This window comes from Bacillus sp. ok061 (assembly GCF_900108285.1).
Taxonomy (GTDB): domain Bacteria; phylum Bacillota; class Bacilli; order Bacillales; family Bacillaceae_G; genus Bacillus_A; species Bacillus_A thuringiensis_S.
Window position 1 is genome coordinate 156,377 of the sequence record NZ_FNUW01000012.1, and the last position, 15,918, is coordinate 172,294.

Genomic DNA, 15,918 nt, shown 5'->3' on the forward strand with positions numbered 1-15,918 from the left:
GAATTTATCCCCTCTCTAAAAAGACCTCATGCTAAAATGACATGAGGTCTATAATTACGCTATACATACTTAAACATAGTCAATTAATGCGACTGTAATACGAGCTTTTGCTTCTTTATCTTTTAGATTACCTACCCATTTTAATAATACACTTGCAACTTCATTTGCTTGATTTTCTTCTTCTTCATAAGAATCATCGTCATCATCATCTACATCTTGAATATAATCAAATTCTGAAGCGAAAGAATCACAGATTTCCTCAACAATTTGTGCTAACGATTCCTCTTTATATCGATTCTTCTTAACTAGATTATACATTTTTTCTGCAAGTTCAATATAGCCATACCTTAAAGCATCCCAAATATAGCTGGGGTAAATACTATCAGATTTACCGAAGACATATTCTAGTATATCTTCATTTTCATTCAGTATAATTATTACTTCTTCACTACCAATTTTTCTTTCTAAACTATACAGCATCCCGCTAGTAAAGTGAAATCCATCTCTTTTTATAATAGCTTCTCCATTTGTTAGAACGTACCGCCACATATCAATTGCTAATGATATATTGCTTTTTGCTATTTTTACAATAATATCTTGTATTTTTCCGCTATTGTTTTCTAAATTATTTTTTAATATATCGAAACTTTGAAGTAATAATTCTTCTTTATTCTTGCTACTCCTTGCCAAATTAACCCATCCCTTCTAAGGAAATATTTAATCAGTTATTTAATTATACATTAAATTTCATCATAGCAAACTATTACTTTATGCAGAAATAATCATATAACATAGAGAATCGTATGGTATTCTATTCCATGAAATCTCGGAAATCCTTACTTCCCTATGGAAGTATATCCATCTTCCTCAACTAACCTGTCCGCAGTCTAGTTTAAGTACATCCTTTCACAAACTATATAAAAGACGGGTTTTATTAGTTTTGTGTAACCGATGTGATTAATTTCAACACTATTTTCAATTGCATACTCAATATACACAAAAATGAGAGCCTCAATTGCGAGACCCTCCTGTGATTCTTACTAATTCCTTATCCATTTCAGCAATCATATGAAGAGCTTGAAAATGTGCTAAAGGAATGGTTCTCTTTGATTCTTTAGCAACCTCAAACTCAACTCCATCACGTTCGATTGTAATTAATGCTGTTTGTTCAACTGCATTAGGATTTGATTTCATACTGCTCGTGCATCTAAAGTACTTCAATAGTAGTTCCCACATTGGAGCATATTGCTTCATTCTACCTCCACATGAATATTTATAGTTTCGCTTGCTTCAGTTTGGATAATTAATTTTATAACTGAATTAGTAGTCTCTAAATTTCCAATAATTTTTTTCAAATTCTCTATCATCATTTAATTGGAAATTAATTTTATTTTTTCTATACTCAATTACCCGAACAAATTCAACTCTCTCTTTTTCCTCATTTAAAATTCCTAAAGGGGATAATATCAATAGACAATCTTTTTCTGGAATTGAAGTGCCATAACTTAATGATAATTGTTGTGGATATAATAAAATCGTTGTTTGTATATGATTATATTTTGTTAAATATGCGTACATTTAGAATAAGTTTTTCCGTTTAACCCCTGAACCATTTCCAGTCACTAATGACTTCCACTTCATATCTATTATGATTTAGATACTTTCATCATCATCAACGATACCGGGTCTTAATTAAAAAACATCTTATTTATTGTTCTTCTTCACTAATAACAGATACTTGTTATGCTGTTCATACGGAATACACAGTATGCTCAGTCATTTTTATGAAGGTTTTTATATACTTTTCAAATAGATAGTTGATCCTAAAAAAGAGCGAAAATGACTTTTCATGCTTTGCACTAAAGCTAACAGTTACATTCATTAAAAATTGCTTCGCTAACAATAAAGACAATTCAAATCTTTTATTCGTTTGACCTAACTTAATCATTATTAGTTGTTTTTTGAAAATAATTATAACGTTACTCCATCTAACACATGATCCATTTGTTTTAACAATTTTTGCGTCTTTAGATTTTTAATGTTTTTTAATAGCAACTTATTAGCTGCCTTAAAAATTTGATTTAGCTCGTAATCAAGTATTCTTTCTCCATATTCACAGTAATTCATCTAATTCTTAATACTGCTAAAATTTACTTTTATATGCTTTGGAAGAACGAGAGCACCTTGTAAGCCATTAAATTACTTTCTAATTGGTAATACTTCATCGTAATACCTTTATTGAGGCTGCGCCATCACGTTCGAGATTGTAACATTAAATGGAGATTAAAATATGTAAAGCGGTCAAAAAAACGCTCCAATTATATTGTTTATACTTTTATACCCAATATTTAGGTATCTATACTTCAGGCCATCCTTTAGGAATTAAGCCGCTCTGGCCTTTTTTCCATCTATATTTAACTGAAGACTTATACCTTTCATGGTTTTTAAAATATGCATGCTCAAGAACTATAATTTGCAACGATTCTCCACGGTCAACTTCATCAAAAAGTGTTTCAAAAAAAGTCAAAAGAGAAGATCTTTCATTATCAAGTTCTACCTCATCAGGTTCTTTATCTGGTGGAAAATAAGGTCTACTTAGTTGATCAAACAATAAAACCCCTGGTACTGGATTGTTTAGCTGTGCAAAATGCCGATGCATCGCTAATAACAAAGCCACATGTAAACTTAAGTAATTCTCATCTGAACCTACATCCCTCATATTCTCACTATGTGTTGGTAAAGATACACCAACATTTAGATTTCTTAAGTTAATAAAAACAGGACAATCTTTATATCTATTTTCGAATGGTAATTTTGAAATTATATTTGTAGCAATAGAAGAAAGACGTCTTTCAACATTATGTAATGCTTCTATTTTCCCTTCAATATTAACTTCATCTTTTAATAATTCAAATTTGTTACGTAGTTTTTCTAAATTCTCGTAATCTTTATTGGTAGAATTACTGTTCTCATCACCTATTGTTTCCATATAAAGACTTATTCTTCCTAAAGTTCTATATCTACGCTCTAGGATATTTAGTTTATTCTCAACCTGTTCATTCTCTTTTACAAGAGTTTCAATCTTAATCTTTAAATTTTCCACTTCAGATTCAGTTTCATATAATTCTTTTTGCAAATTCTGTATATATGCATCTAGCTTAGGTCGATCTCTTTCAACACTCCCCAGATCACCCTTTACCTTGTTTACTAATTCATTAATAGTACTTACAATCTTAACCTCATTATTAAGTTCATTGGAACAAAGTGGACAAATATGTGGATCATTGGGTTTTTTAAATATATTTATTATTTCTAGCTTTCTTTTCTGCTTATATACTGTATTATTAAAATCATCAGCTACATTTAATTTATTTCGTGCTGCACGAATTTTGTTTTTAATATCAATAATTTTCGTTTGTTTTATAACTAACAAATTATGCAAATCAGGTAATTTGTCTTCTCTTTCAATTGACTCCTGAGTTAAATCCCATTGTAATACATCATTTAATAGAGATTTTATTTCTAATTCAGAATAGAAAACTGTATCAGAAATATCACATAATCCAAGTTGAGCAGCCTCCTGCACTAAACTTAATGCCTTTTTATTCCCATTATTTAATAATTTTTTATTTATTTCAACTCTGTTTTCCATTCTTTCGATTTGTTTCTTAACCTGATTAAATTCTAATTCTTTCTCTAAAGTGTGTTCATCGATTACACCAAAGAAATAAGGTAATGATTGTAAAATACTTTGTATTTTGTCAGTCTCATTTGCTCCTCTAAGGAGAGTATTTTTACTTATTACAACGTCGTCATCTTGTATAAGATAAGGCATTGTATTTCTAACAGTTATTCTCTTAGTGATATTGTTATTGTTAAAAGACTCTGTTGTTTTTATATCCCCAATACCCAATAAGCGTTCAAATTGATTAAGTGCGCTCTTTAAATTTGTCTTTCTTTTTATCTCACTTGCTTTTGATGGTATTTTCAAATCCATTCCGATATCAAAATAAACCTTTTGACTCGATTTTTTTCCTAATTTAGGTATTTTTCTAAATAAAGCGAATTTAGTGCTGTCTTTAACCCAAAGTATCCCGACCCAACTAAGACAAGACCTTACGTAACTTGGGATATGGCATTCACTTGAGCCCATTAAATAATCAAGAATCTCTGGAATTGCTGATTTTCCTGTCTGAGAATCCCCTGTTATAATATTAACATCCTCGAGGTCAAATTCAATTTTGTTCATTTCCTCGTGATGACTATATAGAAAAATTTTATGTATATTCCATCTCTTCACAGTGATAACCCCATTACATTAAAAATTATTTTTGTATTTTCAAGCTGTCCACACCAATTCCCAAATCGTTTGGCAATAACAAATGCACTTTTTAAATCTTCTCCACCTTTTATATTTAGAAATTCCCTTAATCTTTTTTGAACTAACCCTTGATTATCTGAATAGAATTGACCATTTTTATTAATTTTAATTATATTATTCGCATAACCAAATATAAATCCATCTTTTGTAATTGTATTGGATGCCTCGATACCCTTAGCTAAATTAATCAATATTTGAGGTTCTCTAGATAACCAGGTTAATAACCCCGTAGAATTATCAGTTCCATCAAACGTTTCCCTTATCTGTTTTGATAAGGCAAATGGAATTGGTAAGAACAGAATAGGAAATTCACATCCGTTATTAGTAACTTCCTCAACCCCCTTTAAAAATGACCATAGTATTAATGAACAAAGAGCGGGATTAGTGGATGCATATGTATCGACAGAAATCATTATTGATCCTCCTCATTTTGTTGCTTTATTTTTTCTTCAAATTTAGGATGCCATCCGACTTTCAACTCATCTGCTAATTGTTGGAATGATCCTTGTACTAAAAATGGCTCCTTCCAATTTGTTAGAATAGGTACTATTTCTAAATGTGCTTTATTATGAGACCAATCTAATAATTTACATCCGTTCTTACATAAATCATCATCGGATTTATCTTTAAGATCATATTTCATGGAAAAAAAACTATCTCCCCATACTTTTACAAGTTTTTTATCAAATTGTTTTAAAGCATAACTATTTAATAAATCATCCTCAATCCATTTTTCTCTTTGATTTCTAGCTTGCCATCTTGCAATTGCAGCTCTCCTTATTCTATAACTCCCTCCATTAACAAGAGCAATCTGTAATTCCATAGTTCCACCAATCTCTGAATCAATATCCGCTTCTTCATCCCTAAAGCTAAAATCGTCTGGCAAATTTTCCTCTTGAAAGCTACTATATATTTGATGAATTTGTTTAGTTAATTCAATTTTTCCTATTTCCCTATCTGCTTCTTCTAAGATACCTAAAACTACCCTTCTATCCCACCATTCAATTAACCTTTCAACAAATGCTTTCCTTATACTAATTGGAATGGTATTTTTAATTCTTTTCTCAACTTCTGTGTTTATATCTTTGATATTAAAATTACTAGGATGAATTGTAATTCTATTTACTAATTCTTCACGTTGTTCTTGGGTTAAATCAATAAAGGCTTTACAACCTTTCCATCTTGTTTTATAAGGGACTTCTTCCCCTTTTTTAGTTGCTTCCCTAGCCTTAGACACTCTTTGAGCCTCTTGTAACAAAGAATTTATTACCTTTTCTCTATCTGAATTAGACGTAGACAATGCATTCAGAGAACAAGATTCCTCTAACCTTAATGGTGTTACGAAGATAAAATATGTTTTTTCATCGATACTATTATTTTTAATAATGTCTGCCCAAATTCTCAAAGTTTTCCACAAACCATCATTCTTCTCATTCAATTTCCCTGCGGCTTTTATGCTATGTTTAAGTTGATAAAGTGTTTTTTCTTTACCTGCTAAATAAACATCGTCTTCTGTTTCAATACTAACCTTATCGTAATCATCAGCTTCCAATAATTTTATCAAGGCATACATACCTTGAAAGTAATAACCTAAATAAGAATCATCAGCTGAATGTGGATTTGCCATGATGTCACCACCTAATTTCATCTATCTAATTAACTACTTTTCTAAAATATATTTTATATCCTTTAAGTGGAATTTATCTATATTATTGGAAAATTACTTGAATTTATAACGCCATTTATATATATAAATAGATTTATTACGAACATAGTAAAAAAATCCTATTCAATTTGATGAAGAATGGGTTTATTATATATGCTGTTGGCATCAAACTATATCAGTGTATTACTTACACAATAACTTATTAAATGTATCCAAGTATGTTAAGTATATGATTCGTGTCGAACTTTTATAGAATCGAGTGTGTATTAAGAGTGGTTACTGTACCAAACCAAGACACTAGTATTGACTCAACGTCAGGCTTAGATCTGACCACGAATTTAACCATTATCATAACTAAATATAAACAATTTTTGTGAGCCCAATAAAAAAGTCAACTTGAGAGATTCTGAGAACCTGAGTACTTTATGGCTTATCTATCGCTTAATGGATTAATGATAAAATAAATTAGGAAGTCATTTTGTAAGTGTACAAAAAACTTGGAGTTCCTATTTTTAACATAATTCTTTGCCATACTTCTATCAATAAAAGGTTTCGCAACGAGTCAGCATTTATTTAAATAAAAACGAAGTCCTCAACTAGAATCCGTTTTCTTGACGTTCAATGAATTACAGCATATACTAACCACAGCCTAAATATTCCTTCTAATCTATTAAACTGCTAATATTTTTGCATACTTTACAACAGGCCTATAAATAATTAACTAAATTAGAAAAAAACATATACGAATAACTTTTATATTTTAATTTTTATTCAGGATTCTTTTAGACGTTTATCTTTTCATTTTTTCATAAAATAACTATATCAATATTTCTTTAAACAATTTTTTCTTACATATAGTATAATTTATAGTAACAAATAAGGTAGGAGGCCTTCAATGATAGACTTTTTTTTAGACTTACCTAATAAAGACAAGGTTACCTTTATAGGTATAATAATTACTGCAACAACAAGTTTTTTCACACTACTAATTTCATTAAAATTAAATAAGCGATCATCTTATATAAATTCTATAACTAATGAACGTATAAATTCAATGACACACCTTAAGCAAAATACTGCAAATTATATATCTATCTTAAAATCATTTATCTTCAATGAAGAAAGCAATATTTCAATTTCAAAACTGTATAATTTAAAATTACATATTGAATACCAATTAAACCATTTAAAAGAGCGTGAAAAAATTATCATTCAAAGAATGGATAATCTATATATATTAATAAATTACATGCATAGTATAAATCAAGATAATACAGTTAAAACTATACTCATTGAATTAACAAATAAGGGAATTGATATGAATAGATTACCAATACCTTATACTGAAGATACAAGATTAGGTATAAAGAGTTCAAAAGAATATTTAAAAAGGTTAATTAATATGGAATTAGACCTATTAGAAGCCGATTTAAAAAATCACATAAAAGTAGAGTGGGAAAAAATTAAAAAGGAAATATAATTAATTTTAGTTAGCATCCCTCTAAATTTTATATTCAGAAACAGCTAAGGAAAATAGAAGAGACTAGTTTATGTGCAAACTAGTCTCTTCTATTAGATGTACACTATCTCGTACATTCAAGTTAATTATGTAGTATCCATATCACTTTCATTAGAGTAACTAGATACATCAAAATAATAAATTTGTGCTAAGTTTAAAAATGCCAATAATTGTTGCTCTTCATTTTCATAATTCAGTACTAAATCTTTAAAGTTAATTAATTAACTTTATTTGCATCTTCAAGGATTATTCCCTCGAATTCATTACTCTGATTTAATAAAAGCATACTTCTATTCACTCTATAATTAATTTCTTGAAAAAAGTCTTTTTTCCTATATCTGTACTACTACTCCAAAAACATAATTAGGCACTAAAGATAAGTAACGAGAAACCTGTTCCTTCAGCTCACTCATAGATTCTACTCTTTACTTTGTAATCGAATTTATATACATATTTTTTTTGTTAATTTTTCTGGATTTACATAAAGTAATAAAACTGATAAAAACAGTGATTATAAGAGCAATTAGGGTAATATATTCCGTTGCTTCTAATGAATCTATTGCTGAAGCAATCATATTAAACAAATCTTTTATCCTCTCTATCTATATAGTGCAAATTCATATTTTTATATTGATATTTTTAATCAAAATCTAAGTAATTCAGTGCTAAATTATATATAAAATTAGCACTAGTAAATGCCGCATAACTTTGATACATATCATTTTTTTCTGAATTAGCAAAATCACATACCGATTTTGCTACAAAAGCTTTTGGTCTAGGCTTAGTAGCATTGCTTGCTGCATATAAAACACCATAAGACTCCATTTCAACTCCCTTAAGCTTTCTGTTATGTTTCATAATATCTTCGATGATTTGTGGATGGGCAAGAACAGCGGCACCAGAAGCAGCGGCACCTAAATGTGCTCTTAAACTTGTAGGTGGTTTAGGCGCTGGCCATGCTGATTTAATCCCCTGCAATATTTTATCATTTGAACTTAACCTTGATACAGCTGCTCTTAAATCAATATCTAATCTCAACGGTTGAGGATCGGGTGAAAACTGAATCTCTCCTTGAACATCTTTATATTTTCCACTTCCATAATCCCAAGAGGGATCTGCAATAACTATATCCCCCATTTCTACTTCTCCATGAACCCCAGCCGTAATACCACTCATAGCTAAATATTTCGGTCTAAAATGTTCGATAATTTTCATAGTTAAAACTGCTGCTGCAGTCATTCCCATTTGCGGAGCTGCTGCTGCAATTACACGTATACTTTGTTTGCTATCCTGGAAGTTCCCTACATAGTATGTTGTATTATCTGCTTGAAATCTCTTTTCTTCCCAATTTGCATTAAGATTTAATATAGCTTCAAGCTCAATACTTTCAAGTGCACAAATAATTGCCAAGTCGTAATCATAGTCCTCTTGTTGTTCCTCAAAAGTTGTTTTTGCGGTTATAATGTGTTTTATATGATTTTGAAGTTTTCCTATCCATTCATCATTTGATCTATCATATTTTACTAAAGCATGCAAATTTGAAGAGAATTCTTTTTCTACTAAACTAGTATCAAATTCTGATAAACCAATAATATTTGTTGGAGTAATATAACGAGAGCTTCTCTTTAATTCTTGTAATAATTCTAATCCACCCTCTGGCTTTGGAGGCTCCAAAATACGTTGTGGTAATTGAATATCAATAATAAATAAATCAAAGTGATTATCTTTCAATTCCCTCTTAGCACTTATCATATCGGAAACCACAGTTACACTATTTGATGTTATTTGTACTTTATCTAAAACACAATTTTGTATATTTTGGAGCTTTAAAGGACTATCATCAGCTATTAATATTTTTATCAATTTCTACACCCTTAATTAATTTTAAATTTTCTTTTAGATCTTCTCTCCAACTTGAACTAGCCGGATTATAGTACACCGTACCTACATATATTTCTCTATACTCTTTTTCAAGTTCTTCATTTAATTCATCCAGATTTAAAGATTTCTCATAATCACCAAACTTCTCAAATTGGGTAACAACTATTGTCGGAATACGAATAGATCTACGCTTCATTTGCCGAAGTATTTCTTTACCTGCAAAAGGCATAGGTTTTCCTCCAGTTTCAGAAACTGTAATATCAAAAGTTGGCATACTCATATCTAAGAGAATCAAATCATATTGTTTACTAACTACCTCTTTCAATCCACTTTTATAAGAATGCTTATCAACAATAGAAACATTTTTAAAAGCTTCTTCCAGAAAGCTTAAAATTTGCTTTTTTTTATTTTGGTCATCTTCAATAATTAAAACCTTCACACAATCAACTCCTGCGCATCTATTTCAATCATAATTACAAACCGATTTTCATCCAAAAATTTAAAGTCCATATTAATGGCGCATCGAAGGTCTACTGAAATTATTTTAATTATCTTGTAAAATCCTGATCCCCCTTCTTTATTTACCATTTCCAGGCCATTTTCACTTTTTAGATTTTGTTGTTTTTGTTTTAAATTTCTATTTAACTCATCAATATTTTCAATTTTTCTCACTTTATTAATACACTTGAAAAGAATTTTACTATCTTTTTTCGTACAATTTATTTCGATTTTTTGTGAGTCACCTAATCCGCTATGCTTAAAAATATTTTCAAAAATAATAAATGAAACATCTACTAAACTTTTAAAACTTTTCCCATCTAACATAATATCATCTATATTTTTAGAAATAATTTCATAGTTTTTTTCATTTTTATAGATATTTTTAGCCATCTCAAGACCTATTTCTATCGGTAAACTAATACTATAGTCACTTCTCTCAGAAACTTTCCCTCTACTAAACCAGCTAGAAATTTTATCTACCTCATATTGCATGAAGGTTTTTGCTGTTACAATGCTATTATTAAGATCAACTATATTAGCTTTATCTTTGATTGAGTCTATATCATACTGTAATTTTTCAAAACAAACATTCAAATCAATTTTAAAATTCCCCTCTAAATAATGCCTAATTGATTTTAAATTTTCCTCTGTTCTTTGCCAAAGATAATCAATAATTATATCTACAAACTCCGAGTATGAAGTGTCTTCATCAATTATATTATACAAATACTCCAAGTCATCTGTTGTAATTATATAATCAAACAAGCCATTTTCATTCTTACTATTATCAATATTAATTTGAATCAATTCATTTTTTAATTTATTAATCAACTCATCAATATTCTGAGAAAAATCATTAAGCTTTTCGAGAAGGAATTCTTTAATTATAAAATCTATTGTACCTACTCTCTCCAGCCAATAATTATTTGCATGGTAATTTTGAGTATTTGAATCTAACTGGGTAATTAATTTTTCATTCTCAATCTGCCCTCTTAATTGCCCCGATAATGTCCCATGTCTAATTCCTACACTGAGATAACCATCTAATCCATACTCTTTACTTGACACAAAGCTATCCCTCAATTCAATGACCATACTGGAAAATAAATTTAACTTTTCGTTACTTGGAACCATTATAGTAAGCTCTTTGTCTAATAAAATATATTTAGGTTTAGAATGATTTATATTATCAAATCCAAAACTTTTATATCGATTAAAGTTCTCTTTAAGATTTTTTTCTAAAGTTGATTTAATTCCATCTACATCAACATATATTTTACTATTTTCAATCTCTCTTATTCCTTTACGGACCATTTGTTTTTGAGTAATCGTTTTTATTTCATTTGAGTATATCTCTTCATTTTCTTGGTCTAAATCACGTAACATTTGGCAGATAATTAATCGCTCTGATTCTACTTCAACTAGTGTGTCAAATTCAATAGAATTAGCCATTATGTTCGGAATACAAATATATCGTAAAAAATAAATCCATTTCTTATCTACTGTAAAATCTTTTATAAAGTCTAATTCTGAGGCTCTACTTATTCCACATGATTCTAAAAAATCTTCATACAAATCATTTCTTATTCCATCTTTATCACTATTTAAATGTTTCGCATATAAATCGTATAAAATCGGCAGACAAATATTATCACGAGATACATTTGTCTGTTCAATTCTATTCAACAATTCACTTACTTCGATTTTGTTAAGTATATTCTTATTTTCAAAATAATAATCAACAGCTATTTCTACTGCCTTTTCTAATTTATCTAATTCAATGTATGAGTTAATTATACCTGTTACAATTTCTAATTTATTAATTGTTGTATCAATATTTAATAATTTCTCAAACATTTGAATTGCTAATTCATATTCTTTATTTTTATTATGTATTTCGGCTAAAAATTTTCTCTTTCTACTATTAGGAATAGGTAACTTTTCTATTGTATCCATATTAGAATTTAAAAAAGCCTTTTGAAGAATTAATGTTTCACTAGAAGGATTTAGTAGTAACAGATTGTCTATTAGCTTTTCTACTATGTTTTTATCTTCATATAAATTATTGAGAACCTGAGGTTTTGATAAAAATGAAGTAATACTTCCAACAGCTGCAAACATATTTTTGGAGGCCTTTCTTGTTCCATAATAAGAATTTAATGCAAGACTTCTTAATTTTCTTGACCATGTTTCCTTAGAGTAAATATAGCAAATTTTGATTAAATCCACTAAACTTTCTTCTGCTAAATTATTATTAGTATATATGTCCTTTAAATTACTAATAATATCTCCTAATAGATTATTCTTAAAATATACTTCAGAACTATTTAAATATAACAAAGACTTCACATAAACTTCATATATTTCTACAATATCAGGATTTTCTCTAAGTAATCCCTCTGACTTTTCAATAACTTCTGCATACAATCCTTTGGTATAATAATCCATTATTTCTATAATTAAGGGATTTTTATTCTCAATATAAATTGTTTTAGATTCATATAATAGACCCCAAAAATTATGAAAAGAACTATCATTAATGTGAGATATATTTTTTGTTATTTCTTGAATTGTTTCACTATATAAATCAATACTGCTAGAAACAGCTAGGTTTAAAATTATTTCTACGAAAGTCATGTATCTATCTATAATTGAAAGTTCATTTTCAATTAAAATAATACAGCGATAATCAAAATCGTCTATGTTAGCAATATTTATTTTAAACTTGAGATAAGAGTAATATGGATCATCATATGAATTATCGTCAAATTCTTCATATGCTTTATAAATTTCTTGATTATATTTCTCTGGAGAAACATTGCTTTCAGCTTTAATGCTATAGAATCGTAATAAAAATCTTAAGATTACATTGGCCTTATCATTTTCTATAATGTTCTGGGTATATTCTTTTTGTTTCTCTAGTCCTTCCATCGATTGTAATAGTGCAATTCTATTTTCAAGTAGCCAACAAGATAAACCAAACTCTTCTTCTATAGAATCTAAAATTTCCTTAGCTCTTTGAAAATCTGATAAAAATAAAGATTTAATGTAATCCTCTTTTTTCTTTAGAAAACAATTTATTTCATCAATATATTTGGAAATAATTTTTGAAGTCCATATCAACTCTCTTTGCACGTCATCTGAAGGATATATAGTAGATTTCTTTTTATATTGATCAATCCTTTTTGGAAAAGCTTTACCAATTAAAGTTAATCTATAATAACTAATACGATAAATTTCCTCAAATATATTACCTATTTCTGAAAAAGGAGCATTACATTTATAAAATTCTATATCTCTCTTTAAATTTCTGGATTTTTTTAGATTCTTAATTACATCCACATTCTTCGTTTTATACATTAAATTTCCTCCCTTAATGCCTTTTCAATAAAGCATAATTCATTAATAAATCTGGTTTAAATTGTAAATATATTCGCTAGCAAATTTACCCTATGCCCAACATTGTTATAACTATCTTTTATCTTTAGTATTTTAACAATCATGCTTTCAATACTATCCAGGGAATTTCTTAAACAAGGCTCACTAAAATTCACAAGATTTATAAACAATTGATTGCACATATATTGCAACTAATTAATGACAAGAAAATCAATATTGAGAATGAACAACCACCTCGTTTAACTTCTAAAATATTATAACTCTGTCCAATATTAATATATATCAGTAGCCACATAGCTACGTATCGTAACATCCTCACTTAATTCTGTAGATTTTTATCTCATCATTCCATCTGATGATACTTAAATAGCTACTCTAATTTCAATATCTATGGATTTTGTTCTGTTATTTTTAATATATTTATAAAGCATTTTGGTTTACCTTTTGTTCCAATTTCTATTAACATTCAATAATCTATTTCTAGTGACATCAAATTCTCCCGTATATGCTTTAATTCCCTTTCATTAATTAATTATAGTAACAAAGACTGCGCAACATGTAGTCAATCTTCCTTATCAATCAACTAGAGGAAGAAGTCAACAGTATCTCAAACCCAAATTTATACTTATATAGTCCTAGATTTCTCCTATAAGTATATCGTAGACTGTTTAACTGTTTCAAAAATTAGTTTCGATAGAAGATAAAAAAATTATATTCAAGTGAATAGATTAGAGTTTTACAATCTAAAATTAACTAAAGCTAACGAAACCCATATTGATATTAGAAATAATTATATCAATTCCATTGAAACAAATTTAAAGAATGGAAACACGTATGATATCGCTGTCTATGGTACTTCATTTAGTACAAAAATAATTTAAGTCATAGTTTCATTGATATTTGTAAATAACGAATTTATAGCATCTGTAGCTCAAGACAAAAATGTTAAAGGGATCTTTAACATTTTTAATTAAATGAACAAAGTTTTATCATTAGGAGTTGCAATTAAAGATTTATCCGGACCAATTGTGGGTTTATTACATAAATAATTACAACCTTTTAATCTTATAAAAGCTTTATCTCACGAAAAAATATAAATATAAATATAAATATAAAATAAAAAGCCCTCTATTGTAAGGGGCTTTTACACTTCAAATACGTTTTTCTTTAAATAAAGAATAACAGTTAATACGTTTTGTTTCCATTATTTTTAATTAGATCCAATATCAACTAATAACTGATGATTTGTATGATCTACGAACAAAATATTTTCTCATAGAATACTTATCCCAATTACTAGTTATCTATTAAGAAATATAGAATACATCAATTAATTTTAACCTTGTCCAACAATTACTGTAATTGTATGATCTAATACACCATTTCTATAAACATATACTTTTGCTGTTGTGGAAAAATAAGTTGTTAATTTCCCAGTAGAAGAAACCTTTATCAAATCATTACTAGTACGATAAGTCATTCCTGGCTCATGATAAGTAAGTTGATATCCACTAAAAAATGTTGGTAAAGTAACTGTGTAATCCCTAATGTTGAGAGTTTGTGTTAATTTTTTCTGGTCTTCCCTATTAAAATCAGTGGAAGCCTGTGAATCTGTGGTTCCGATACCTAAAATACTTAGAAAAGCAACCGACGTTACAAGAGCATAACGAAGTTCCATAATATTAACTCCTCCCTTTATAAATGATTTAAATAACAATAGGGATTGATTACCCTACCAGTAAGATAGCATGAAATATATGTAAATAAAACCATTTTAATGGTAATTTTCTGTGAACATATATTTTATCAACAATTGTACATGAAAATTGATTATTGACTATCCTATAAAAAAATTACCAACAATTTCTTAAGATATATTAATTTTATTTAATAACGCGCTCCTTCATCAGAATAAAAAAGTTTATCTTCTTTTATTAATTATTTGAAAATCTCAGTAGGTATATTATATTGATCCAAAAAATCACTTTCTTGTACTTAACCTTCCCTATTCACCTTGTTGAATAGGGAGATTAATCTCTTTTAAAAATCTCGATCTTTTAGAAGGTTTCCCATTAATTGTTGCTGGGAATGTAATATATAGATTCTTCTTTGGACGAGTTACAGCAAATGGTGATAGGTAACCCTTTGAATTTATCTCCAAGTTTTCCCCCACCCCACACCGTACGTGCAACTTTCATCGCATACGGCGCTCCATCTTCTTATATATTCCTTACAACTGTTATATAAAAAGACTTGAGACCTTCCCTCCGCCACTTATTATCATGGTTTCATTGGTACTACATCTCTACTGCCATCTCTACTCACAACCCTTTTCACCAGATTATTACTAAACGTTAGAGACTTCAAACGTTCCGATATTGCTAGGTAAATAACTATACTTAGGTTCTACCTTTACCCCGAATTCACGTTATTTAAACTAAAGCAACCCATTAGCTTTATCCATCAAAATCTGTACGATAATTTCTTTGGAGTGAATTTTTTATTTTATACATTTCTATATAAAGCTTTTCGAGGTGTACATTCAGCAGTTCGTCATCAACTATGTTGAAT

General features: G+C 28.7%; 11 protein-coding genes. 1 reads left to right on the top strand and 10 read right to left on the bottom strand.

The features are described from left to right. Window positions 1-69: 69 nt before the first annotated feature. The 5 genes from C4S65_RS17455 to C4S65_RS17485 form a co-directional block, all read right to left on the bottom strand. Complete coding sequence (locus tag C4S65_RS17455) at window positions 70-690, bottom strand: hypothetical protein (protein ID WP_098800109.1); 621 nt, start codon at window positions 688-690, stop codon at window positions 70-72. Between the two features lie 321 nt (window positions 691-1,011). Further along, window positions 1,012-1,254: a hypothetical protein gene (locus tag C4S65_RS17460; RefSeq protein ID WP_098800108.1), complete on the bottom strand. Its 243-nt coding sequence runs from the start codon at window positions 1,252-1,254 to the stop codon at window positions 1,012-1,014. A gap of 1,102 nt (window positions 1,255-2,356) precedes the next feature. Beyond that, a complete protein-coding gene (locus tag C4S65_RS17475) occupies window positions 2,357-4,249 on the bottom strand; it encodes a DUF3732 domain-containing protein (protein WP_142391550.1) in 1,893 nt (630 codons plus the stop codon). 47 nt (window positions 4,250-4,296) lie between these two features. After that, complete coding sequence (locus tag C4S65_RS17480) at window positions 4,297-4,794, bottom strand: three component ABC system middle component (RefSeq protein WP_103945351.1); 498 nt, start codon at window positions 4,792-4,794, stop codon at window positions 4,297-4,299. Then, window positions 4,794-6,008 (bottom strand): ABC-three component system protein, encoded by a 1,215-nt coding sequence (locus C4S65_RS17485; protein ID WP_103945352.1) that lies wholly within the window; start codon window positions 6,006-6,008, stop codon window positions 4,794-4,796. The genes C4S65_RS17480 and C4S65_RS17485 overlap by 1 nt, the downstream gene beginning before the upstream one ends. A 934-nt stretch (window positions 6,009-6,942) precedes the next feature. Here C4S65_RS17485 and C4S65_RS17490 point away from each other — a divergent pair. After that, window positions 6,943-7,527 carry a hypothetical protein gene (locus C4S65_RS17490; RefSeq protein ID WP_098602049.1) on the top strand — a complete coding sequence of 195 codons (585 nt, stop codon included), beginning with the start codon at window positions 6,943-6,945 and terminating at the stop codon, window positions 7,525-7,527. 678 nt (window positions 7,528-8,205) lie between these two features. On the opposite strand, the gene C4S65_RS17495 is transcribed toward C4S65_RS17490, so the two are convergent. The 5 genes from C4S65_RS17495 to C4S65_RS34435 form a co-directional block, all read right to left on the bottom strand. Continuing rightward, on the bottom strand, window positions 8,206-9,429 hold the full coding sequence (locus tag C4S65_RS17495) for a response regulator (protein ID WP_098602048.1): 1,224 nt from the start codon (window positions 9,427-9,429) through the stop codon (window positions 8,206-8,208). Continuing rightward, on the bottom strand, window positions 9,407-9,886 hold the full coding sequence (locus C4S65_RS17500) for a response regulator (protein ID WP_098602047.1): 480 nt from the start codon (window positions 9,884-9,886) through the stop codon (window positions 9,407-9,409). Before C4S65_RS17500 ends, C4S65_RS17495 begins: the two co-directional genes overlap by 23 nt. Continuing rightward, entirely contained in the window at window positions 9,883-13,308 is a 3,426-nt protein-coding gene (locus tag C4S65_RS17505; RefSeq protein ID WP_103945353.1) for a hypothetical protein, read from the bottom strand. The genes C4S65_RS17500 and C4S65_RS17505 overlap by 4 nt, the downstream gene beginning before the upstream one ends. A 1,375-nt stretch (window positions 13,309-14,683) precedes the next feature. Further along, window positions 14,684-15,025 carry a hypothetical protein gene (locus C4S65_RS17510; RefSeq protein WP_098602045.1) on the bottom strand — a complete coding sequence of 114 codons (342 nt, stop codon included), beginning with the start codon at window positions 15,023-15,025 and terminating at the stop codon, window positions 14,684-14,686. A gap of 327 nt (window positions 15,026-15,352) precedes the next feature. After that, window positions 15,353-15,508 (bottom strand): hypothetical protein, encoded by a 156-nt coding sequence (locus C4S65_RS34435; RefSeq protein ID WP_153580446.1) that lies wholly within the window; start codon window positions 15,506-15,508, stop codon window positions 15,353-15,355. Window positions 15,509-15,918 lie beyond the last annotated feature (410 nt).

Bases quoted from the DNA above. Each gene is read 5' to 3' on its own strand.
- C4S65_RS17460 (WP_098800108.1), bottom strand. From the start codon at position 1,254: ATGAAGCAATATGCTCCAATGTGGGAACTACTATTGAAGTACTTTAGA.
- C4S65_RS17485 (WP_103945352.1), bottom strand. From the start codon at position 6,008: ATGGCAAATCCACATTCAGCTGATGATTCTTATTTAGGTTATTACTTT.
- C4S65_RS17490 (WP_098602049.1), top strand. From the start codon at position 6,943: ATGATAGACTTTTTTTTAGACTTACCTAATAAAGACAAGGTTACCTTT.
- C4S65_RS17505 (WP_103945353.1), bottom strand. From the start codon at position 13,308: ATGTATAAAACGAAGAATGTGGATGTAATTAAGAATCTAAAAAAATCC.
- C4S65_RS17480 (WP_103945351.1), bottom strand. From the start codon at position 4,794: ATGATTTCTGTCGATACATATGCATCCACTAATCCCGCTCTTTGTTCA.
- C4S65_RS17475 (WP_142391550.1), bottom strand. From the start codon at position 4,249: ATGAACAAAATTGAATTTGACCTCGAGGATGTTAATATTATAACAGGG.
- C4S65_RS17510 (WP_098602045.1), bottom strand. From the start codon at position 15,025: ATGGAACTTCGTTATGCTCTTGTAACGTCGGTTGCTTTTCTAAGTATT.